19 protein-coding genes are annotated in these 21,653 nt (G+C 44.2%); 13 read left to right on the top strand and 6 right to left on the bottom strand.

Annotated elements, in window-relative coordinates; genetic code table 11:
* Window positions 1–7: 7 nt before the first annotated feature.
* Window positions 8–1,315 (bottom strand): site-2 protease family protein, encoded by a 1,308-nt coding sequence (locus J7529_RS01155; protein ID WP_318727470.1) that lies wholly within the window; start codon window positions 1,313–1,315, stop codon window positions 8–10.
* Between the two features lie 464 nt (window positions 1,316–1,779).
* Window positions 1,780–2,910: a site-2 protease family protein gene (locus J7529_RS01150; RefSeq protein WP_271939880.1), complete on the bottom strand. Its 1,131-nt coding sequence runs from the start codon at window positions 2,908–2,910 to the stop codon at window positions 1,780–1,782.
* 309 nt (window positions 2,911–3,219) lie between these two features.
* Here J7529_RS01150 and J7529_RS01145 point away from each other — a divergent pair, with 309 nt between their 5' ends.
* On the top strand, window positions 3,220–3,735 hold the full coding sequence (locus J7529_RS01145) for a 2TM domain-containing protein (protein WP_318727469.1): 516 nt from the start codon (window positions 3,220–3,222) through the stop codon (window positions 3,733–3,735).
* A gap of 166 nt (window positions 3,736–3,901) precedes the next feature.
* On the opposite strand, the gene J7529_RS01140 is transcribed toward J7529_RS01145, so the two are convergent.
* Window positions 3,902–4,441, bottom strand: a complete 540-nt coding sequence (locus J7529_RS01140; protein ID WP_271939878.1) for a GIY-YIG nuclease family protein — start codon at window positions 4,439–4,441, stop codon at window positions 3,902–3,904.
* Window positions 4,442–4,577: 136 nt separating this feature from the next.
* On the opposite strand from J7529_RS01140, the gene J7529_RS01135 reads away from it, so the two are divergent.
* From J7529_RS01135 to J7529_RS01105, 7 genes are all read left to right on the top strand, one after another.
* Window positions 4,578–5,042: a GUN4 domain-containing protein gene (locus tag J7529_RS01135; RefSeq protein WP_271939877.1), complete on the top strand. Its 465-nt coding sequence runs from the start codon at window positions 4,578–4,580 to the stop codon at window positions 5,040–5,042.
* Window positions 5,043–5,052: 10 nt separating this feature from the next.
* Window positions 5,053–7,557, top strand: coding sequence for a GH116 family glycosyl hydrolase (locus tag J7529_RS01130; RefSeq protein WP_318727468.1), 2,505 nt, complete (start codon window positions 5,053–5,055; stop codon window positions 7,555–7,557).
* A 50-nt stretch (window positions 7,558–7,607) separates the two neighbouring features.
* Window positions 7,608–10,355, top strand: a complete 2,748-nt coding sequence (locus J7529_RS01125; protein ID WP_318727467.1) for a zinc-dependent metalloprotease — start codon at window positions 7,608–7,610, stop codon at window positions 10,353–10,355.
* A 201-nt stretch (window positions 10,356–10,556) separates the two neighbouring features.
* Entirely contained in the window at window positions 10,557–10,760 is a 204-nt protein-coding gene (locus tag J7529_RS01120) for a hypothetical protein (protein WP_318727466.1), read from the top strand.
* 589 nt (window positions 10,761–11,349) lie between these two features.
* A complete protein-coding gene (locus tag J7529_RS01115; RefSeq protein ID WP_318727465.1) occupies window positions 11,350–13,044 on the top strand; it encodes a methyl-accepting chemotaxis protein in 1,695 nt (564 codons plus the stop codon).
* 71 nt (window positions 13,045–13,115) lie between these two features.
* Entirely contained in the window at window positions 13,116–14,954 is a 1,839-nt protein-coding gene (locus J7529_RS01110; protein WP_318727464.1) for a serine/threonine-protein kinase, read from the top strand.
* A 17-nt stretch (window positions 14,955–14,971) separates the two neighbouring features.
* Window positions 14,972–16,003, top strand: coding sequence for an SGNH/GDSL hydrolase family protein (locus J7529_RS01105; RefSeq protein WP_271939871.1), 1,032 nt, complete (start codon window positions 14,972–14,974; stop codon window positions 16,001–16,003).
* 104 nt (window positions 16,004–16,107) lie between these two features.
* Here the strand turns inward: J7529_RS01105 and J7529_RS01100 are convergent, their stop codons facing one another.
* On the bottom strand, window positions 16,108–17,595 hold the full coding sequence (locus J7529_RS01100) for a GAF domain-containing sensor histidine kinase (RefSeq protein ID WP_318727463.1): 1,488 nt from the start codon (window positions 17,593–17,595) through the stop codon (window positions 16,108–16,110).
* 89 nt (window positions 17,596–17,684) lie between these two features.
* Window positions 17,685–18,335 carry a phosphoribosylglycinamide formyltransferase gene (gene purN / locus J7529_RS01095; RefSeq protein ID WP_318727462.1) on the bottom strand — a complete coding sequence of 217 codons (651 nt, stop codon included), beginning with the start codon at window positions 18,333–18,335 and terminating at the stop codon, window positions 17,685–17,687.
* Between the two features lie 252 nt (window positions 18,336–18,587).
* Between purN and J7529_RS01090 the strand changes: the two genes are divergently transcribed.
* The 5 genes from J7529_RS01090 to J7529_RS01070 all read left to right on the top strand — a co-directional run bounded on the left by J7529_RS01090 (window position 18,588) and on the right by J7529_RS01070 (window position 21,215).
* Entirely contained in the window at window positions 18,588–19,115 is a 528-nt protein-coding gene (locus J7529_RS01090; protein ID WP_271939868.1) for a hypothetical protein, read from the top strand.
* 55 nt (window positions 19,116–19,170) lie between these two features.
* Window positions 19,171–19,824, top strand: coding sequence for an HAD-IA family hydrolase (locus J7529_RS01085; RefSeq protein ID WP_318727461.1), 654 nt, complete (start codon window positions 19,171–19,173; stop codon window positions 19,822–19,824).
* 84 nt (window positions 19,825–19,908) lie between these two features.
* Window positions 19,909–20,676, top strand: coding sequence for a YebC/PmpR family DNA-binding transcriptional regulator (locus tag J7529_RS01080; RefSeq protein ID WP_318727460.1), 768 nt, complete (start codon window positions 19,909–19,911; stop codon window positions 20,674–20,676).
* Between the two features lie 5 nt (window positions 20,677–20,681).
* The gene (locus J7529_RS01075) at window positions 20,682–20,942 is read left to right on the top strand and encodes a MoaD/ThiS family protein (protein ID WP_318727459.1); all 261 of its coding nucleotides are present in this window, start codon (window positions 20,682–20,684) and stop codon (window positions 20,940–20,942) included.
* A gap of 90 nt (window positions 20,943–21,032) precedes the next feature.
* The gene (locus tag J7529_RS01070) at window positions 21,033–21,215 is read left to right on the top strand and encodes a hypothetical protein (protein ID WP_271939864.1); all 183 of its coding nucleotides are present in this window, start codon (window positions 21,033–21,035) and stop codon (window positions 21,213–21,215) included.
* A 34-nt stretch (window positions 21,216–21,249) separates the two neighbouring features.
* Here the strand turns inward: J7529_RS01070 and J7529_RS01065 are convergent, their stop codons facing one another.
* A complete protein-coding gene (locus J7529_RS01065) occupies window positions 21,250–21,633 on the bottom strand; it encodes a GxxExxY protein (RefSeq protein ID WP_318727458.1) in 384 nt (127 codons plus the stop codon).
* Between the last annotated feature and the right edge of the window lie 20 nt (window positions 21,634–21,653).

The raw sequence follows: 21,653 nt of genomic DNA, 5'->3' as shown, positions 1-21,653 counted from the left end.
GGTTATTTTAGGAGGATTGGGCGTTACGTTCAATGGTGTTGCGAGTGACGTACCCTTGAGCTTGTTTGTGCTGATTCATGAGGGTTTCTAAGCGATGTTCGAGGGCGATCGCCTGGTCAAAGTTGCGTACAATCAGTGCGGGAGTATGAGGATTGAGATCTCTGACGCGAATGCGGTGTTGTCTGACCAATTCAGAAATGGATTTATCTCCAGGAAATTGACGATCCTCAATATTAGGAATAGGATATGGGTGATATAAACCTTGAGTATTGAATGTGAGCAGAAACGTTCCTCCTTCAAATTCAGAATCTAGACTTACCATCTTACCCTCTTCGGGAGCTAAACCGATCGCCTGAAATACCTTGACCAATCTGGATAAGCGAATGGCGACAATCCAAGCTACCGTGCGGCGATCGCGACTTAGCATCAACCGAAAGAAAGTACGTGGTTGGCTGCGGTTGGCTTCAGAGATAGTCACATCTTCAATATCTGCCAGTTTCTCAAAACCTAAGCGTTCTAATTGTCTTTGTGCCTGCTGGTAAAACTTCAAATCGAGATGGGCAAAATCTTGAGCATCAACCCGTACAAATTCATGGTGTTGAGAGTGGATTTTCGTCAGAATATCCACTAATTTCTGAACAGCACCCCCACTTTGCACCATAAACAAACTGATGATGAGTGTCCCAATACCACCAGAAATGCGAATACCAAAGAGAACTACTGGAATATTAAACCAGGAGAGTATACAGATCGCCACACCCAAGCAACCCATGATTTGTCCCATACGACTGGCAAACACCAGACCCTGCTTCGGTTTACCCGTAATTTTCCACACCAGAGCCTTGAGAATATGGCCCCCATCCAGGGGTAAACCGGGAATCAGGTTAACAAGGCCTAAAATCAGGTTAATGTAGGCTAGAACTGCCAAAATCAAGGCTAAACGATGACTCAGAGGAGGAGTCATCGTTATGACAATCAACCGTGCTATGACCATCAACAGACCAAAGAAGATTAAATTGACCCCAGGGCCGGCGATCGCCACCCAGAAAGCTGCACTAGGGGTTTGCGGTTCTTTCTCTAAACGTGCTAGTCCCCCAAACAGGAACAACGTAATCGATTTAATCCCAATCCTCTGACGAATCGCAACTAGACCATGACCGAGTTCGTGGGCTACAACCGAAGAAAAGACCAACAGAACAACGCCTAATCCTATCATCCCATAGCTGAATGTCACTAAACCGACAAGCAGAAACCAGGACAGATGAAGATAAAAGGGAATACCAAAAAGACTGCCCACACGAATATTGCCGTTCATAAGACACCTCTGATTTTGAGCTTGCATCGCATCGGGGGAGCGGTGCGGCTTGCTCTCCCCATTGTAATCTAACGGCTGTAATTAGAGTGACAGCAACTTAGTTGGATACCCTACCCCTCTACCTAACATTTTCATGGATTACCTGGACTTGATATCAAGACTCGTTGGGAAAATAATCCATATCTAAGACTTGTTTTTGAGAAAAAGGACAATCCGCTGGAAATACTGCCTATTGAAGTCCTCCACTTTTAAATAACTAATGGTTTTCTCAATCCACAAATTAAAATCTGTTTGATAGAGCTGTGAAAATTTGTTTTCCATGGTCAAAACCGATTGTTTTTATTTACATAAAGTAGTCTGTCATGTATTTAAAAATCTGTAGGGGCGAACGGCCGTTTCGCTTCGCGACATGAACGCCCCTACAATGAATAATTATTCATTATTCATTATTCATTGTTAATGGATTAGGCTTGCTGTTGAACCAAGCGGGCAATTTCCGTCTTATCCAGTAAGCCAACTAAAATACCATTCTCGCGAACCACTGGTAGTTCAGAGAGTTGTTTTTCTTGCAAGAGTTGCACAACTTCTAAGAGGTTTTGATCGGATTGAATCATTTCTGAAGTAGGAGTTGGTTTAACTAAGGATTCAACCCTGGTTTCAGGCCATTCGGAGGTGGCAACCGATCGCATATCATCAATGGAGATTGTTCCTAACAGAAGACCTTCGGCATCAATGACCAAGAACTTTTTCCATTGCTTTTGACCAATTACATAGTTATTGGCAAACTCGCGCAAGGAGAGATGAGACACAACGATAGGACTTTCGGTATAAACTGCATCTTCTGCTTTCAGGTGAGTGAGAATATCTTGCAGGGTTGCTGACTGGGCCGAGCGACCAGCATTTTGCAACAGGAACCAACCAATTAAGAGCGTCCAAATACTACCGGCAATGGGCACACCGAACAGAACCATTTGAATATTAAACAGGGAGAGTCCGCCGATCGCTACACCGAACCAACCGATCGCTTGTCCCATCCGACTGGCAAATACCACGCCTCGGTTTGGGTTTCCAGTGATTTTCCACACTAGAGCCTTAAGGATATTACCCCCATCCAGTGGTAAACCAGGAATCAGGTTAAAAAGGGCTAAAACTAGGTTAATGTAAGCGATAAGCTCAATAATGGCGGCTATAGGGCCACTCAGAGGGGCATATATAGCGATACCTGTAAACAGACCAAAGAGAATTAGGCTCACCGCAGGGCCGGCGATCGCCACCCAAAAAGCTTCAGCAGGAGTTTTCGATTCTTTTTCTAAACTCGCTAGTCCCCCAAAGAGAAATAAAGTAATCGAATTCACCCCAATCCCCTGACGGATAGCAACCAAACTATGGCCAAGTTCGTGGGCTAAAACAGAAGAAAAGAGTAGCAGAGCAGCGCCTAATCCTAAAATCCAAGGTAAAGCTAAACCAAGTTGGGGAAAAGTAGCACTGAGGTTGGTTCCATAGTTCAACGTCACTAAACCGAGAACCAGAAACCAGGAGGGATTAAGATAAAAGGGAATGCCAAAAAGACTGCCCACACGAATATTGCCGTTCATAAGACACCTCTGATTTTGAGATTGCATCACATAAGGGGAGGGGTGCGCCTCGCTCTCTCTATTGTAATCGTCGGCTCATTGAGGGTTAAGGACGTTTTGGGGGGATTATCCGTCCTTGAACAGTTCGGCTTAAGGGTTTAGAATCTGCCTATTCTCTTGCTCTAAGTCCTAGTGTTAACACTTCCCCATCCCCTTGTCTGGATCGGTTAAACTTCGGCATAATAGATGGGGGCAAATGTTATCCCACCTTCACTCTCACTCCCCCTCCCCTGGTCAATGATTGGATTCTGATTCTCCTATAACTTTAAGATGATGTCTGGTTCTTCGTCGCCTATCTCTCGTTCCTATCGCCAAGAGGATCTTCAACAGATTTTGCAGTTGGCGATCGCCCGCCAAAATCATTTAGAAGAGTTTTCCTATGAACAGTTAGTGGAAATTGCCACAGAACTAGAAATTTCCCCTGAACAGTTAAAAGCTGCCGAGCAAGAGTGGCTAGATCAACAAGGTAAGCTGAAACATCGTAAAGAATTTGATATCCAGCGTTATCAAACCTTAAAGAAAGATGCTGGCAAATATATTATTGCTAATAGTTTTCTCGTCGTTATTAATTTAGTCAGTGTTGGCACGTTGTCCTGGTCGCTCTATGTAATTTTGACCTGGGGACTACTCCTTGGTCTGAAAACCTGGAATACTTACCAGATGACTGATGTTGAATATGAGCAAGAGTTTCAGAAATGGTATAATCGCAATCAAATTAAGGAGGCAGCCCAGAAAACTTGGGAGAAAGTCAGTCAAGTTCTTTGGAAGCCCAGTGAAAAGCAATAGGCAATAGGCAAATAGGCAAGAGTTAAGAATGTAGGTTGGGTTTCGTGCCTCAACTTAACGTCAGTCAAACCTTGTTGGGTTTAACTATCGTTCAACCTAACCTACAAATTCAACCTTGCCACTTGAGAGGCAACGAGCTTAAGCCCATCTTCATAAAGATATGGAATTACTTCAAGTCCAATAATCCTTTTTCTTTTAATTTCGGATTAAACCGAAATGAATCTTGAATTTTCCGAGGCTCTAAACGCGCTAAGATTTCCTCTTGAACTCGGCGAGCTACCGTTTTTAAAAGCTTGATTTTTCCTAATTCATCACTGGTTTCATAACTTGCCTTTTCCTCATCTGTCATGGACACCGTAGCATCAATGGGATCGGTCCATTGACTGAACTGTGTGTCATTCCCTTGGGGAATTGATCCATTTTCGGTAATCCAAGCTTCTTTGATTTGTTCTAATTGGCTGCGGTTCGGCTTGTCAATCACATAGGCTTTCACCCAATAACATCCTTGAGGTTGTCGCACCATATGTTGTTTTAGGCTTAGATAGATATCCCGTGAATAATGAACCAGTTGTAATGTTTTATTTTCGTTAAAAATAGCATAAACTCCAATTTTTTTAGAGAATTGTTCGGGGAATTGTCCTTGATCGTCAAGGTAGGGGATATAATCCAAGTTTTCTAGGAGACAGGTTTCCAACGGAGAAGACATAAATTAGTGCCAGATTATCACGTCAAGTTTCTTGATTTATATCATAGTGAGTTCACGGAGAACAAGGGTAGCCTATTGAGCAAAAGAGCCTAAAAGCGCTATCATAAATTAAGGGAGCAATGAAGAAAAAATACCCATGAAAACCGTAATTCCTCATGAGTCAACTTATCAAACACTAGAAGATCTGCTGGTAGTACAACAGTGGAAAGAAGCAGATGAAGAAACCGGCAGGATATTATTGCAGTTAAGCGATCGCGCTTCAGAAGGCTACATCAACAAGTCCCATGCTCTGGCTATCCCTACCTCCGATCTCCAATGGCTCGATCGCCTGTGGAGAGAACATAGCTACAATCATTTTGGGTTTTCGATCCAACAGCAAATCTGGAACCTCAGCTATCAAAACTATGCTGAATTTGGCCAGAGAGTTGGATGGAGATCGCAAGAAATCTGGTTAGATTATGATCGATTAACCTTTAGCCTTGAAGCTCCATTGGGGCATTTACCCGTCGCCAAACTCCTGATTCCTGTCGGGGATCATCCCTGTTTCTCCTTTGTCCTCGGCACCTGGAGAATTGCCCTACTATCGCGCCGAGACTTGTAGAATAAACCCTATGACCAACCAACCCTTTCAACCCCAGATTCCTTCCTGTGCATGGCAACGCCCTCTCGGTTTAGGGTGGGACAACCCTTACACCGTGCGTTATGCTTCCAATTTAGATGATGGCCCTTGGCATGGAATGCCCCTCGGTGGCTTAGGTGCAGGATGCATCGGGCGATCGCCCAGGGGAGACTTTAACCTCTGGCATATTGATGGGGGAGAACATATCTTCAAAACCTTACCCGCGTGTCAATTTAGTGTCTTTGAAGAAACCTCAGATGGGCGCAGCAAAACCTATGCCTTAAGTACCGAACCCCCCACAGATGGAAGCCTAAGCAGTTGGCAATGGTATCCCCCCACCAGCACTGTCCAACAAACGGGAACCTACAGTGCCCTTTATCCCCAAAGCTGGTACCACTACGAAGGAGTTTATCAGTCCCAACTGCTGTGCGAACAGTTTTCGCCCATTATTCCCCACAACTACCAAGAAACAAGCTATCCCCTCGCCATCTTTGAATGGACTGCCCATAACCCGACCGATCAACCCCTTACTCTGAGTATTCTGCTCACCTGGGAAAATACGGTGGGTTGGTTTACGAATGCGATCAAAACCCCTGAAATCCGGGTTCGGGATGATGGATCGCCGGTTTATGACTATCAACCCCAATGGGGAGAAAGTACGGATAACTATAACCGGTGGATTGAAAATAACTTTCGGGTGGGATGCTTAATGAGTCGCCTGAGTACCCATGAGATCCCCGAAGAAGGAGAAGGGCAATGGGCGATCGCCACGATCGCCAATCCAGCCGTCGAAGTCTTTTATCATACCCGTTGGGACCCTACCAGTAGTGGGGAGGCGGTTTGGTCTCCCTTTGCTACCGATGGGTCTTTGTCCGACTCGGAAGACGAAACCCCAGCCGCATCTGGGGAACGTCTCGCCTGTGCGATCGCCGTCCGCTTTACCCTCAGACCTGGACGGACTCGCAAAATTCCCTTTATCCTCGCTTGGGACTTTCCCGTTACCCAATTTGGCTATACCCAAGCCAAGGGTGACTCTGCTGGACAAGTTCCCTCAACCGATGAAGCAACCGCGGGGCAAGCGATTGGCTACTATCGACGCTATACCGACTTTTTCGGGCGCAATGGTAAAAATGCCTGGTCAATGGTACGCACAGCTCTGAAACATTCAGATACTTGGAAAGAGGCGATCGCAGATTGGCGCAAACCGATTTTAGGCGATTCCGGATTTCCCGAACCCCTGAAAATGGCTCTGTTTAATGAACTTTACCTACTTGCCGACGGTGGAACCCTGTGGACAGCAGGCACAGAAAATGACCCCATCGGTCAATTTGGGGTACTCGAATGCTTAGACTATCGCTGGTATGAAAGCTTAGACGTGCGGCTCTATGGTGGATTTGCCTTAACTTTACTGTGGCCGAAACTGGAAAAAGCAGTGATGTTAGCCTTTGCTCGCGCCATTCCCCAGGGAGATAGTACGCCGAGAATTATTGGTTATAATCAAGCGCAAGCGGTGCGCAAAATTGCCAGTGCTACCCCCCACGATCTAGGCGCTCCCAACGAACATCCTTGGCAGAAAAGCAACTATACCAGCTATCAGGACTGCAACCTATGGAAAGATTTAGGATGCGATTTTGTCTTGCAAGTCTATCGCTATTTTCTGTGGACGGGAGCAGAGGATCTAGAGTTTTTGCAAGAGTGCTGGTTCGCTCTTGTGGAAACCCTGGATTATCTCAAAACCTTTGATGAAGATGGTGATGGCATCCCCGAAAACTCAGGAGCGCCCGACCAAACCTTTGATGATTGGCAGCTTAAGGGGATCAGCGCCTATTGTGGGGGGTTATGGTTAGCGGCTTTAGAAGGGGCGATCGCGATCGGTCAACATCTGCAAGACGCTCAAGACTCCCCAGATACCAACGTCCAAGCTCAAATTGAACAATGGTCAACCTGGTTAAACCAATCTAAACCTCTGTATCAAAAAACGCTCTGGAATGGAGCATATTATAACTTGGATAGCCAAAGTGGATCGCAAGTCGTGATGGCCGATCAGCTCTGCGGTCAATTTTATACCCAGTTATTAAATTTACCATCCATTGTGCCCGCTGACTGCACGATAGCCACCCTACAAACCATCTATCACACTTGTTTCACCCAATTTAATCAGAGCCAAAACCCAGATCGAGCAGCTCTAGGTGTAGCCAATGGTGTTAACCTCGATGGCTCGCCAGAAAACCCCAAGGCAACCCATCCCCTAGAAATCTGGACAGGAATTAACTTCGGATTAGCCGCATTTATGTTACAACAGGGAATGAAAGCCGAAGCCTTTACTATTGCGGAAGCTGTAGTCAATCAAATTTATACCCATGGGCTACAATTTCGCACCCCAGAAGCCATTACCGCAGCCCGAACCTTCCGCGCTAGTCATTATTTGCGGGCCATGGCCATTTGGGGACTCTACCAAGTTTGGGTAAGGAAAGAGGATGAGGGGATAGGGAGATAGGGGGATCTAATCATGGAATCAAAACTAACGCTTAACTGTTGGATTGGGGTATGAAAAGACTATATCTAATTGCCGGTTTAATTCTGGGATTTCTGGCGGTCACGATCTTGCCCAGTTGGGGAACATTTGTCGATCGGCCAGTTACACCAGTGGTACAGGTTTCCCAGACTATTGAAGATCGGATCAAATCCGAAGAAGCATCAGAGTCTAAAGCACCTAAATCCTTCGATCAGGTGATTGAAGGAACTCAGAAACAAGATGGTTTATTTCCCCTCTACAAAGCCGAAAAAAATAAGCATCTCTATTTAGAAATTGCCCCCGAACAACTGAACCGGAATTTCTTATGCGTGATGACTCTATCGAGTGGCATTGGCGAAGGATTTTTATTAAATGGAATGCCCATAGGTGAGATTTTATTCCAGTTTCGCGAAGTGCAAGACCGGGTGCAATTTGTGGTTCCTCAAACCAATTTTCGCACGAATCCGGGCGATCCCTTGGCGCGATCGCTCCAGGACGGCTTTAGCGATTCGGTGCTGTATTCCTTAGAAATTAAAAGTGTTCATCCAGAACGGAAATCCTTACTGATTGATGTCAGCAATCTAGTCATGGGAGAAGGGGATCTCAGTGGCTTATCCACGTTTTTACCCTATCTGCTCGATGGCACCTATTCAGTCGCTCCAGATAGTTCTTATATTACAGAAGTCGAGAATTTTCCCGAAAATCTGGAAATTGAAGCCCTCTATGGCTTTCGAGGGGGAGGCTTTGGGTTATCCAGCCTGCCGGACAGCCGCGCTTTCAATTTAGCCGTGCATTATAGTTTTTCCCCATTGCCAACCCATGACTATCAGCCTCGGTTAGCGGATGAGCGCGTGGGTTATTTTTTAACCGCCTATAAGGACTTTGGCAATAGCGATCGCCGCGATCCCTTTGTGCGTTACATTAATCGTTGGAATATCCAACCAGGAAAACCCTTAGTTTTTTGGATTGAAAATACCGTTCCCCTAGAATATCGCCAGGTGGTCAAAGAAGGGATTCTGATGTGGAATGAAGCCTTTGCCCAAGCAGGATTACCTCAGGCGATCGAAGCGCGACAAATGCCCGATCAAGCAGACTGGACTCCAGCCGATATTCGCTACAATGTGGTGCGCTGGTCAAGTTCCTTTGAACCCAGTTTTTATGGGATTGGTCCTTCCCGCACGAACCCCCTAACTGGACAAATTTTAGATGCAGATATTTTGATTGATGCCAATGTTGTGCGCTTAATCAAAGGACAATATCAAACCTTAGTCAATCCTGACGCAGGAGGGGGACAACAACAGAATTTACTGCAACGGTTTTGCCAAAACACCCTAGAACAAAGTTATTTACGGGGGGTTGACCTTTCGGAAGAATCGGAAGAGAAAAAAGATCTTCTCTCTGGGTTTCCCTTAGCAAAATCTCTCTTAGATCGGGATGTTTGCTTTGCCAAGGAGTTTAATCGGCAATTGGCGATCGGGTCAACCTCCCTTTCTTTGATGCACAATGTGTTGCCCAGTAGCCCAGAAATGGAGAATTATGTACAGCAATTTATCCGCTTTTTAGTCGCCCATGAAGTCGGTCATACCCTAGGATTACGGCATAATTTCCATGGCAGTACCCTCCTGAGTCCAGAAGAATTACAAAACCCAGAAATCACCCGTACACTGGGAATGGTGGGGTCGGTGATGGATTATGTCTCCCCGAATTTAGCGCCCCCAGGAAAACCGCAAGGGGATTATTTCCCCACCAAATTAGGGCCTTATGATATTTGGGCAATTGAATATGGATATAAACCTCTAAATGCAGTTTCTCCAGAAGCAGAATTGCGAGAATTGCGCCAAATTGCTCAACGGGCGGCAGAACCAGAATTAGCCTATGGTACGGATGAGGATTTTATCAGTGGTCTTGACCCAGCGGTGAATATTTTCGATCTCAGTAGCGATCCCCTGACCTATGCCCAATGGCAATTTGAAAATGCCCAAGCTATGTGGTCTCGGTTAAATCGGCGATCGCCTGCTCCGGGAGAGAGTTTCAGTGAAATGCGGGATTTATTTGATGCTGTGTTTTTCTACTATTTCCGCAATGCGATGAATTTAACCCTCTATGTGGGGGGACAATCGTTTAATCGCCATTATGCGGGCGATCCGAATGGCAGTTTGCCCTTTCAACCCCTGCCAGTAGAGAAGCAACGAGCAGCCTTAGAAGCGATCAATGAAAATGTGTTTTCCGCAAAAGCTTTTGAGTTTTCACCCCAGTTGCTGAACCAATTAGCGCCCTCTCGTTGGTCTCATTGGGGGGCATTCCCGGATTTGTTTGAGTTGGATTATCCAATTAGCGATCGCCTCCTATTCTTACAGACGGTTGTCTTGCGAAATCTCCTCTCTCCCACTCGTCTTTCCCGTCTGCAAGATCTAGAGTTAAAAACTGATTCGATGGAAGAAGTCTTGAAATTACCGGAACTCTTCACCACCTTGCAAGAGAGTATTTGGACGGAAGTTATTGATGGAGATATCGCCAACCTCTCCAGTATCCGTCGCGCTCTACAACGGGAGTATGTGTCCGTCTTAAGCAAGATGAGCTTACGACAAGTTAGAGTTCCTGAAGATGCCGTTACCCTAGCTTGGTATAACTTACGGGAATTAGAAGATCGGATTGATAACACCTTGCGCCGACGGGGAAGAGGCTTAGAACCTTATACTGAGGCTCACTTAGAAAAAACTCGCGATCGCATTGCCAAGGTTCTTGATGCTCCCCTAGAGTCCAAGTCAACGGTGAAATAGTAGCTCTGGACTTTAGTCCTATCGAGTCTGCTCGATACGTTAGTTATCCCTAGATACTCCTATCGAGCGATCTCGATCACTATCCCTATCCTAGTTAATCACCCTTAAGATCCCTAAGTGTCACGCCAGCTCAGAGAAACTCATCACGGCTAGGCACAGGCTTCCGGGAGATACTCAAACTATAGAGTTCAACCTAATCCCATGCCTGCTGAAGCCATTTTCTCTGAGTTCATGATAGAGCAAGTCCTCGCCCAAATTTTTGCCCGTGGCAGAATTTCACGGTTAGATCAACAACTCCTCATGCGTACCTTACAATCAGAATCTATCTTAACTACAGAACAACGTACCGTAATTCAACGAATCTTTGAAGCACTCCAAAACGGATGGCTAAAAGTAGTTGATTAGCCATAGAGAGCTTCGCGCTAGGGAACAGGTATAGCAGAAAAGGAGTTGGTTAGGACAGTTAGGTGATGGTTTAAGGCAATAGGCAATAGGCAATAGGTAATAGGTAATAGGCAATAGAAAATGTCCTAACTCTCCCGTTCTCTGCTATAACAGGCAACAGGCAATCGTAGACGATGGAAGACTTATAGGATTTAGAAATGTCCTAACCATAAAACGTAGCACTATAACTTGTATTGCTTAGAATCTAAGGCTTCACGTTGTACTCTTCCAGAAGAAAGAAGAACTATATTAATTAAAATTTTCAAGAGTATTATTGGTATAATCATATAGCAGATAAAAAATGGTTAAGACAGTTAAGTTATGGTTTGAGGCAATAGGTAATAGTCACGAATCGCACTAGAAAATGTCCTAACTCTCCTTTTGTCTGCGATAAAACTCACTTTATTTTCAGGTTGTCATAAACCAGAAATAATTATCTTACAATTGTTCAATATAGACAAAATCACTCTTGCCTGTATGGTTCGATGAATATTAATTATCAAATACTGTATTTTAAAAGGAATATTGAATTGAAGAAGAAAAATATACTATGTCATCCACCCATCATACTAAACCTAAAGTTCCTAGTCAGATCGCCTGGATAATCGTCATTATCTGTGTCCTTCCTTTCGGCTTAAATCTCTTAGGAATCGACTTTGGAACACCCGGCCAATCTTTCGATCTCCAAGATGCTCTAAATTGGGAAAATAGTCAAGTCGTTGATGCCATGCACTATGCCTTAGCCGGTAGCTTTGTACATACCATTTTAGAATGGAGTGCTTGTTGTGTGGCGCTTTTAATTGTTCTATTAAGTTTTCTCAATTATAGTATCCAAGGCAATCCGATTACTCCTACATTAGGAATTGCTTTATTCTTTGCAGGAGTTATGGATGCTTTTCATACTTTAGCCTCCGATCGCTTAATTAATACGGTCGCCGATCCTGAAAATTTAATCCCCTTTACTTGGGCGATTTGTCGTTTATTTCATGCCCTAATTATGATCGGTGGAGTTTTGATTCTTTTGATGAATACTTCCATCGATTCCCCAGCTAAAAAAAACTCTAAAAAACGATTTAGACTTATTTTTTCAGTCAGTATCGTATTTGGCTTTGTTGCCTATGGTATTATTTACTTTTCTGCCACCAGTCACCATCTTCCAGAAACAATGTTTCCCAATTCGCTAATTACGCGTCCCTGGGATGTAATTCCTTTACTGTTATTTCTGTTGAGTGGCTGGGTCTTATATCCCATGTTTTACAGAAAGGAACCGAGTATTTTTGCAGATTCATTAATCATTAGTGTAATTCCCAATGTCGCTACGCAAGTTTATATGGCATTTGGCTCAACTTCTTTATTTGACAATAATTTTAATATTGCCCATTTCCTGAAAATTATTGCCTATCTTGTTCCTTTAACTGGACTGTGCTTAGAATACATAGAAACCTATCAAACTAAAACTCGATATTTATCTAAAGATCTCAACAACAGTATTAATTTATTAAAAGTTTTGGGGAGTCAAGTGCTAGAATCAACCCAAGTTACTCAGCTTATTCGAGATTCTAGTCGCCAGCTCAAAGGCATGATTGATAACCAAGTGGTGGGCAGTCAGAAGGTAGGGAGAAATACTGAGATTATAGCGGAAACGTCTGATATCTTATTGGATAAGATTGAAAATTTTCAAACTACATTTACTGCTCTTAATCACTCAGTTGATATTCTATCGGGGCAATTAAAAAAAATTGATAATGACTCTAGAAGCGTCAATCAGATTGTTAACAGGATAACAGGAATCGCCACACAAACCAAGATGTTATCTCTGAATGCTTCGATTGAAGCAGCTAGAACAAACACCCGTGAAAGCAGTCAGGAATTTACGGTGATTGCGAGAGAAATTAGTCATTTGGCAACAGAAGCTGCAATGATTGCTAAAACGATTCAGCCGATTGTGAAAGAGATGCAAAATTCGGTTAAAAATGGGGTGGATCAAATGAAAAGTTTTACGAAAGAGTATATGGAAGCATTGGGGCCAGAAATTCAGTCCATGCGCGACAATATTCAACGGCAAAAAGAAGGAGCGAATCAGATTACTGAAGCGGTAAATGAACTCAATTCAGATTCTGAACATACAGCGACTTATCTTAGAGAAACCTTTGAACAAACCAGTTTTGCTTTACAGAACCTTGAGCAAGCTGTAGAAGATTTGCAATTAGAAATCAATCGATTTTCCGGTGCAAAAGAGGATTGATGGGGAAATATAATAAAATAAAACAATTGCGATCGCTAGATCCAATTGAGTTGTGAGTGGAAACGTCTGTTATGTCATCACCCTTGGGCTTGATTCTACAACATCGCTATCGGTTAGTGAAACTTCTGGGCCAAGGAGGGTTTGGTTGTACCTACTTGGCGGAAGATTTGGGGCGCTTTAATGAACTGTGCGCCATTAAGGAGTTTGTCCCGAGTTCCAGAAATCCTCAAGGACTTCAGAAAGCTGAGGAGTTATTTCAACGGGAAGCAACGATTCTCTACAAACTGCAACATGCCCAAGTTCCCCAGTTTCGCGCCAATTTTGAGGAAGAGGGACGCTTGTTTTTAGTTCAAGATTATGTGGAGGGGAAATCCTATCAGACTCTGCTCGATGAGCGCAAAGCACAGGGGCACGTGTTTTCGGAAGATGAAGTCAAGACGTTTCTGGCTCAAGTGTTGCCGGTTTTGGGATATCTCCATTCTCAAGGGGTAATCCATCGCGATATTGCCCCGGATAATATGATGTGGCGACAACGGGATGGGTTGCCGGTGTTGATTGATTTTGGGGTAGGAAAAGAACTAGCGACACAGTTATGCAGTGAAACGGGAACTTTGCCAACAACGGTGGGTAAAGTGGGATATGCTCCCAGAGAACAACTTCAGATGGGTTTAGCCTACCCAAGTAGTGATTTTTATGCTCTAGGGGTGACGGTATTGGTGCTGTTGACGGGGAAGGAACCAGGGGAATTGTTCGATCCGCAAACCCTGAGTTGGAAGCTGCCAAGTTCTTCCCTGAGTCACCAGTTTACCCAGATTTTGGAGCGCCTGTTAGCGGAACAACCGGGAGATCGCTTCCCAAGTGCCGATCGCATTTTACAGACGCTTGGTGGTGCAACCGTTCTCCCTCGTTTGTCGGAGCAACACACCCAAGCACTTACCCCTCAATATACTCAATCTCAATATCAAAATTCTGTATCTTCAGGTACCGAGCCTATGTCTGGTTCCAAAATAGCAATGATTGGGGCGATTGTGGCGTTGGTTGCAGGGATTACGTCTTGGATGGTGGTGAGTGCTTGGTTGCGTCAGGATAGGGTGGAAATGGTCAATCCTGGGGTAGAATCTCCTTCATCGTCTCCATCTCCCTTTCCCTCACCGTCTGTATCTCCTTCACCGTTTCTATCCCCTTCCCCTTCACCAACTCCCCTTCAAACCCCTAACCCTCCTAGTTTACCCACCACGTATCAGGAACGGTTAACGGTTGAACCGGGGGACGTGACAAGGGTGGAAGGATCGCTCAAAGCCAATGAAGTCCAATATTATCTGATTTCTGCCCAGGAAGGGGATCGGTTTTCGATGTTTATTACTGGGGATGGAGTGTTGATGACGCTGTTGACTCCCGAAGGAGACGAGATCGGCGATCGCTCCACCGATATTTCCCTCTGGGAAGGAGAATTTCCTATTTCTGGAGAATATGCCGTCATCGTTAGTCCCTTGCGAGGCTTACAGGAAACAGATTATCAACTGGAAATTGAGCAGTTGAATATTCCCGTTAAACCGACTCCAGAACCAGAGCCAACGCCGGAACCCACTCTTGAACCAGAACCAGAAATTAACAGTGAAACGATTCAGTTTGCACCGGGAACCACAGGAATAGAAATCAACTCTCAGAGCGATCGCGAGCAAATTCAGCGATATTTACTCAGGGTAAGAAAAGATCAGATCATGCAAGTCAGGGTAATTGAAGGTAATGTAACCCTGAATATCCGCTATCCTACAGGAGAACTGATTCCAGAAGCCTATGATTTACTCTATTGGGAATCTCAAGTTCCCGAAAGTGGAGAGTATATCATTGATGTCCTAGCTACCGAGTCCACAGACTTTAGCTTAGATATTAGTGTGACGGATCAATAAATCCTGTTTTTTATCGCATGAGATTTAAAAAACCAAGTCAAACGTTCGCTAAAATCGGCTTAATTCTCTTGATCTCCCTAGGATTAACAGAAATTATCTTTCGAGTCTACAACTACTTGCATCCCAGTTTCATTTTTCATGATAACTCCTACAATCGCTTTCGCGGCCAACCCTTAGCACCTGAATATAACTTTCGCTTGAATTCTCAGGGATTCAAAGATGTGGAGTTTCAAGTTGAAAAAGCGCCAAACACTTTCCGCATTCTGGGCATAGGAGACTCTTTTGCTTATGGTGTCGTTCCCTATAACTACAACTATTATACTCGCTTGGAAGAGAAACTCAAACAACGAGACGATCGTGTGGAAATCATTAACATGGGAATTCCTAACCTTTCCCCAAAAGATTATCTTGCTCTGCTAGTGACTGAAGGATTAGCCTTAAATCCAGATCGAGTCATCCTGAGCTTCTTTATCGGTAATGATTTTGATGATTCAAAACGCAGTATTGAATCCTATTCTTATGTGTTCTCGTTTTGGAAATTCCTCATCGATCTTCAGAACAGTTATGAAGGAACCGTCATTCATGGCAACCTAGAGTATCAGGACGATCTACCCACACTCACGGATGAGAAATATTTACAAATTGAAATCGGCAGAAGTGACTTGTTTCGGGTCGATAATTCAGAACTAGAATCCAAAGTGTGGGGAGCCATGACGTATTTAAGAGAAATTAAAGAGTTGTGCGATCGCCAGAATATTGAGCTGCTTGTGATTCTGATTCCTGATGAACTGCAAGTCAATCCAAATCTACAAAGTAAAGTCATTGATTCACAAGAGATGAATCTCCAAGATTTTGACTTTAGCTTACCCAATCAATACTTACAAGAAGAACTGAATGAAGCGGAGATTAATTTTATCGATCTCCTCCCTTACTTTCAAGGATATTCAGAATTTGAACAACTCTACAAACCTAATGATAGTCATTGGAATATTGCCGGTAATGAACTCGCGGCTGAACTGATTTTCCAATACTTACAACGCACACCGTAATCACGATAAAGGTCTTGAATGGGGAGAACAAGGAAACACAGCAATATGGAGATAGAGCATTCCCTATAGCCTATTGCCTGTTCCCTATTCCCTAGCGTAAAGCGCTATACATATTCTTGCAATTTTACGATATACCGATAACTAGCCGCATTTTTCCCTTGAATCTCTAAATGTCCTCCATGGAGTTGAGCCAGATTAAAACTTAACTCTAAACGTAGAAACTGCATTTTAGTTTTGAAGCTACTAGAAGTCTCTCGTTGCTCTTCTAGAGTTTCTAATGGGGACGAAACCTCAGTGAACCCATCAGATTTTACAGAATCATATGCAGGAGATTCAGACCAACCAGAAGAGCTATCAGGAGGAGCTACACTGTGCTTAGAGTCTCTTAATGCTTTTTGTTTAAACCAGTGTTTCACTTCATCTAGGTTAGGAAGTCCTTCTCCAAGCCAAGGATGGGAAATCCAAATGGAAAAATACAATTGATCTTCCCGATGAGAGGCATGAAGGCGAATGATACTTTCTTCGGCTGCACCCTCCATGACACTAGCAATCAGATGGTAGAGAATTTGTTGGACTAATACTTTATCAACATGCCAAATGCGGACTCCGGGTTCAATAGATAAACGAATTTGTTGGTTTTGATCGTTAGCTAAAGTCTCTAAATGACTGGTGGCTTGCTGACAGAGCATTTCTACATCAACAGGTTTGATTTTGAGCGGTGGAGCGAGGTCATCAAGAACAGCTAATTCTAAGATTTGATTAATCAAAGAGAGTAAATTTTGACCACTATCGTAAATAATGGTCATGTATTCTTTTTGTTTTGGGGTTAGGGGGCCATAGGTTTCGGTGTTGAGCATTTTAGCCATTCCCAGGACTGAGGTTAGGGGCGTGCGTAGCTCTTGGCTCAGTTGATTTAGGAGTTTGTTTTTACTTGCCATAGCCGGAGCAGGTCTGGAAGAGTGGGTGGTGAACTCTTGAGAAGAGGAATTTTGGGGCGTTGCACTCACACCGACTAATCCAGTTTGGTTAGAGGGTATTTTTAGTATATGTGCACGTTCAAATTCACTCAAACTCCAGCGAGCTGTCATTTCTAGATAGGAAATTTCTTGCGAGGTGAATCTGTGAGGTTCAAGATCTAAAACAGCTAAGGCTCCAATACATTCGCCTTCAGAGAGAATGAGGGGAATGCCTAAATAGGAGTGAATTCCATATTCTTGATAGAGGAAATTTTGGCTGAGTTCTTCATGATTAGCTAAATCAGTAATGAGCCATTTTTTGCGGGTTTCGACAATTTGACGACTGAGGGAATGTTGTAGGGGAATCGAGCGTTGAGCGGCTAGATCGTTCATGAGTCCCAGGCGCGAGAGGCCAAAGGCGGCTTTGAGCCATTCGACTTTACGATCGACAATGCCTAGAATGCAAATGGGAACTTGCAGATAGTGGGCAACGGTTTGGGTGGCTTCTTCAAAGATGGGTACACTACTGTTGTCAAGTAAGCCAAGTTTTTGTAAGGTCTGTAATCGATGGTGTTCCCTTTGGCGATCGCCACTTACAGCAAATGCCTGTTGATTCTCACGCTCATCCATTGTCATTTTTACGCAGCCATTTGTTTTTTTTTAGGGACTAGAGATTTTAAACCGATCCGGGTTTTCTCTTATTATATCTTGGTATTCCCCATTCCCTACAACGCACTATATTGCTGGGCAGCTAGGGCGATCGCCTGGGGTAAGATTCTATGTTCTTGTATTTGAATTCTGGCATGTAGGGTTTCTGGAGTATCATCGGGTAGCACGGGAACCGCTGCTTGCACTAAAATTGGCCCTGTATCTACTTCTAAATCCGCTAGATGTACGGTACATCCTGTAATTTTCACCCCGGCTTCTAAGGCATCTTCTATCCCGCGAATTCCGCGAAAACTGGGTAATAAACTGGGATGAATATTAATCACACGGTTAGGGAAAGCACTGAGGATTATTTCAGTAACGATCCGCATCCATCCTGCCATAATTACCCATTGTACTCCGTGTTCTTTTAGGGTTTCGACAATGGCAGCATCAAATTCTTGACGACGCTTTTTATAGTCTCGATGATTGAGTAAAATAGCAGGAATGCCCCACCGTTGAGCGCGAGCGGCAACTTTTGCCCCTGGGTTATTGTAGATCAGGGCATTGATTCGGGCGTGTAGTTTCCCGGCGGCGATCGCCTCTAATAGGCTCTCAAAATTACTGCCACTCCCCGATGCCATCACCCCTAATTGCAGAGGTTCCGTAAATTGAGGATAGCGATCGCACTCTGGAGAAACTAAACTCCGATCGATGGCAGCAGTTTTCATTTTTTATGCCCCCGGTAACTCTAAAATAGTCCTGAATCAGTAGTTTAACATAGGTCGTCTTCCTGAAAACAGAAGATTCCTAAGGTTCTAGAAGATTTATAAAACAAATCTTAATTCTGACTGATATTCCTGAAAACCTTTGCTTAAATAGTCCTGTTTTGTTTGTTGTACTGACGCAAAAGAGGGAAGGACAATGGCAGAAGGATCACAACCCGATAAAAATCATCTTTAAAAATTGCCCGAGGTAAAATCATGCAACGAACAATAGCACAACTCCAACAAGAGATTCAATCAGGAGAATCCGTGATCCAAGAGGGTATCCGCTACATTCAAGTCGCTTGCGTGCGCGTGACGTATCTGCCAGCCGAACTTCAGTTATTTGAAGCCTATCAAATTCTCGATCAAGGGGATACCCGCAAAAGAGATCTCGCGGGCGTATCTGAAAAGCTCAAATCAGGTGAAGAACCCATTCAAGCCGCAATGCGGGGAATTCGGGAAGAATTAGATTTAACGCTCTCAAGCGATCGCTTTTTATCTCTAGGAACTGAATTATGCCAAAAGATCTCTAAAGGCTATAATTTACCTACTGTCTATACCCTCCATAAATTCTCCCTAGAGTTGAACCAAGAGGAATTCGATCGAATTGCTCCCATTTACATCTCCCAAGAGGCTGATAAAACTACAGTCTTTAAGTGGATGCCCATCACCCCAATTACCCTTACGCCAGCCTCCCTCACTCAGCTCCAGACCAGTCCCCTGAGCGATCGCCCCTGTCCATAATTCTGACTTCTATTGATGTTATCCCGATCGGTTGTCCCCATATTCTCTTGTAATTGTGGTGCGGAATACTCTACACCTCATCTTTGATTTTGATGGTACATTAGCAGAATCTTTGGATCTGGTGGTTGAAATTAGCAACCGTCTTGCTCCCGAATTTGGCTATCGCTCCACTTCGCCAGAAGAACTCCATTACCTCAGAAACAACTCTACGGAACAGGTTCTCAAGAAAGTAGGAGTGGCTTGGTATAAGCTTCCCTTCCTGATGCTGCGGCTAAGACGGGAAATGAATCAAGCCATTCATACTTTGAGCTTAGTTGAGGGTATGGCAGACGTATTAGAGACCCTCAAGCATCAAGGGTATACCTTGGGAATTGTGACCTCAAATGGACGAGAGAATGTCAATAGTTTTTTGAAAAAATACCAGTTAGATCATTTATTTGAGTTTATTGAATCGGAGTTAAATGTATTCGGAAAAAGTCGGGTGATTAAGAAGATAATCAAAAAGCGACGTTGGTCTCTAGAACAAGTAATCTATATAGGGGATGAAGTGCGTGATATTCAAGCGGCCCATCAAATCGGAGTTAAGGCGATCGCCGTTGGTTGGGGATTTCAGTGGCCAGAGATTTTATCAGAGTACGATCCAGATTTTTTGCTCTCAGAACCTCGGGAGTTGATTGACGTAGTGGCGGCGCTCAAGGGGTCTGAATAGGTTTGGATGGGTTGATTTGAAAGTTGGAATATGTTATAATTCAAGATTAAGAAAAGTTAGATAATTAAATCCCTAAACCGGATTATGGCAGGACATAGTAAGTGGGCAAATATTAAGCGTCAGAAAGCACGGGTAGATGCGAAAAGAGGACAAGTATTTACTAAAGTTTCGCGAGAAATTATTGTAGCGGCTCGCAGTAGTGCCGATCCAGCAGGGAATTTTCAGTTACGGACGGCGATCGAGAAGGCAAAAGCAGCGGGAATCCCCAATGACAATATTGAGCGAGCGATCGCCAAAGGAGCCGGTACTTGGGAAGCCGATAATAACCAATATGAGTTTATCCGCTATGAGGGATATGGGCCCAGTGGAGTCGCTATCCTGATCGAAGCTCTCACCGATAATCGTAATCGTACAGCCGCAGATGTGCGGGAAGCCTTTAATAAAAATGGGGGAAACTTAGGGGAAACTGGATGTGTGAGCTGGATGTTTACCCAGAATGGAGTCGTGCGACTTACCGGTAAAGTAGATGAAGATCAGTTATTAGAAATCTCCATCGAAGCAGGAGCGCAAACCTACGAATGGGTTGACGATCCTGATGATGAGGCAACTGTAGAAGTGTTTACCGAGGCAGGCAATCTGCAAAACTTGACGCAAACCCTACAAGAAGCAAAACTAGAGATTATCACCTCAGAGTTACGCTGGATACCGAATATGACGGTAGATGTAAAAGAAGAAGACTTAGCGCGATCGCTGCTTAAATTATTAGATGCTCTCGAAGACTTAGATGATATTCAAACTGTCACTCCTAACTTTGAAATGAGCGATCGATTCATGTCTTTAAGTGTCGTTTAGCAATCATGACTCCATCTTCTGTTCCAATCACCATCAAGCTCTTTGCTGTTTATCAAGAAGCCTATGGTGTGCCTGAACTGGTCTGGGAATTTCCCCCCCATACCCCCGTTTCTGCTGTACTCGATCGCATGATTACTGAATATCCCCAATTAGCCCCATGGCAACCCCTAACCCGGTTTGGGATTAATTTACAGTTTGTAGAGGGCGATCGAATCCTAGAATCTGGCGATGAAGTCGTCTTAATTCCTCCCGTGAGCGGAGGGTAGGGGAATGGGGGGAGAAGCTCTCTACCTTTCTTTCAACTGTGCTAAGATACGGAGAGACTGCAAAAAGTCAGACCACTGAACGGAGGGTTTATGAGGCTCAAGCGATGGGAATCTCCCCGCCGTAAAGGGAGAAACGACAAAGGAAAAGGCGGATCGGCCCGCCAGCGACAACTGAAAAAACAAACCCAAATGCTACGCAAGCGCTTAAAGGGTGAACAAAAGAAGGGAGAATGTGATGTTCTCCCTTCTTTTTTGTCCCTAGGTTATACATAAAACCACGGAGGCACAGAGTACACTGGGTTTTGGATTAGCCATTGATCAGGCGTTTGATGCCGTTTTTGAGAAGAGGAACGTTGAAGTTGATGAGCAATCCTAGGCGGAGTTGACGGAGTTTGAGGTAGGTCAGAAGTTGGGCTTGATGAATCGGTAGGATAGCTTCAACAGCTTTTAGCTCCACAATCACTTGATTTTCAACCAGTAAATCTAAACGATAACCACATTCCAACTGTAATCCCTTATAGAAAACAGGCTGGGCGACCTGCTGCTCAACTCGTAGTCCTCGCTGCTGCAATTCATACCTTAAACAATTTTCATACGCCGACTCCAACAAACCCGGCCCCAACTGTCGATGCACCTTAATTGCTCCCCCAATCACCTCCCCCGATATCTTATTCAAATCACCACCTTCCATCACTGTGTCCTCCGTGCCTC

Origin of the sequence: Roseofilum sp. Guam (assembly GCF_017746735.1) — a bacterium.
Lineage (GTDB): Bacteria > Cyanobacteriota > Cyanobacteriia > Cyanobacteriales > Desertifilaceae > Roseofilum > Roseofilum reptotaenium.
The sequence above is the reverse complement of the archived record's forward strand: the minus strand, read 5'-3'. Positions and strand labels throughout refer to the sequence as shown.

What these genes read in the sequence shown, in the direction of transcription:
- J7529_RS01155 (WP_318727470.1), bottom strand. Translation starts at nt 1,315, where the DNA reads ATGAACGGCAATATTCGTGTGGGCAGTCTTTTTGGTATTCCCTTTTAT.
- J7529_RS01150 (WP_271939880.1), bottom strand. Translation starts at nt 2,910, where the DNA reads ATGAACGGCAATATTCGTGTGGGCAGTCTTTTTGGCATTCCCTTTTAT.
- J7529_RS01145 (WP_318727469.1), top strand. Translation starts at nt 3,220, where the DNA reads ATGATGTCTGGTTCTTCGTCGCCTATCTCTCGTTCCTATCGCCAAGAG.
- J7529_RS01140 (WP_271939878.1), bottom strand. Translation starts at nt 4,441, where the DNA reads ATGTCTTCTCCGTTGGAAACCTGTCTCCTAGAAAACTTGGATTATATC.
- J7529_RS01135 (WP_271939877.1), top strand. Translation starts at nt 4,578, where the DNA reads ATGAAAACCGTAATTCCTCATGAGTCAACTTATCAAACACTAGAAGAT.
- J7529_RS01130 (WP_318727468.1), top strand. Translation starts at nt 5,053, where the DNA reads ATGACCAACCAACCCTTTCAACCCCAGATTCCTTCCTGTGCATGGCAA.
- J7529_RS01125 (WP_318727467.1), top strand. Translation starts at nt 7,608, where the DNA reads ATGAAAAGACTATATCTAATTGCCGGTTTAATTCTGGGATTTCTGGCG.
- J7529_RS01120 (WP_318727466.1), top strand. Translation starts at nt 10,557, where the DNA reads ATGCCTGCTGAAGCCATTTTCTCTGAGTTCATGATAGAGCAAGTCCTC.
- J7529_RS01115 (WP_318727465.1), top strand. Translation starts at nt 11,350, where the DNA reads ATGTCATCCACCCATCATACTAAACCTAAAGTTCCTAGTCAGATCGCC.
- J7529_RS01110 (WP_318727464.1), top strand. Translation starts at nt 13,116, where the DNA reads ATGTCATCACCCTTGGGCTTGATTCTACAACATCGCTATCGGTTAGTG.
- J7529_RS01105 (WP_271939871.1), top strand. Translation starts at nt 14,972, where the DNA reads ATGAGATTTAAAAAACCAAGTCAAACGTTCGCTAAAATCGGCTTAATT.
- J7529_RS01100 (WP_318727463.1), bottom strand. Translation starts at nt 17,595, where the DNA reads ATGACAATGGATGAGCGTGAGAATCAACAGGCATTTGCTGTAAGTGGC.
- purN (WP_318727462.1), bottom strand. Translation starts at nt 18,335, where the DNA reads ATGAAAACTGCTGCCATCGATCGGAGTTTAGTTTCTCCAGAGTGCGAT.
- J7529_RS01090 (WP_271939868.1), top strand. Translation starts at nt 18,588, where the DNA reads ATGCAACGAACAATAGCACAACTCCAACAAGAGATTCAATCAGGAGAA.
- J7529_RS01080 (WP_318727460.1), top strand. Translation starts at nt 19,909, where the DNA reads ATGGCAGGACATAGTAAGTGGGCAAATATTAAGCGTCAGAAAGCACGG.
- J7529_RS01075 (WP_318727459.1), top strand. Translation starts at nt 20,682, where the DNA reads ATGACTCCATCTTCTGTTCCAATCACCATCAAGCTCTTTGCTGTTTAT.
- J7529_RS01070 (WP_271939864.1), top strand. Translation starts at nt 21,033, where the DNA reads ATGAGGCTCAAGCGATGGGAATCTCCCCGCCGTAAAGGGAGAAACGAC.
- J7529_RS01065 (WP_318727458.1), bottom strand. Translation starts at nt 21,633, where the DNA reads ATGGAAGGTGGTGATTTGAATAAGATATCGGGGGAGGTGATTGGGGGA.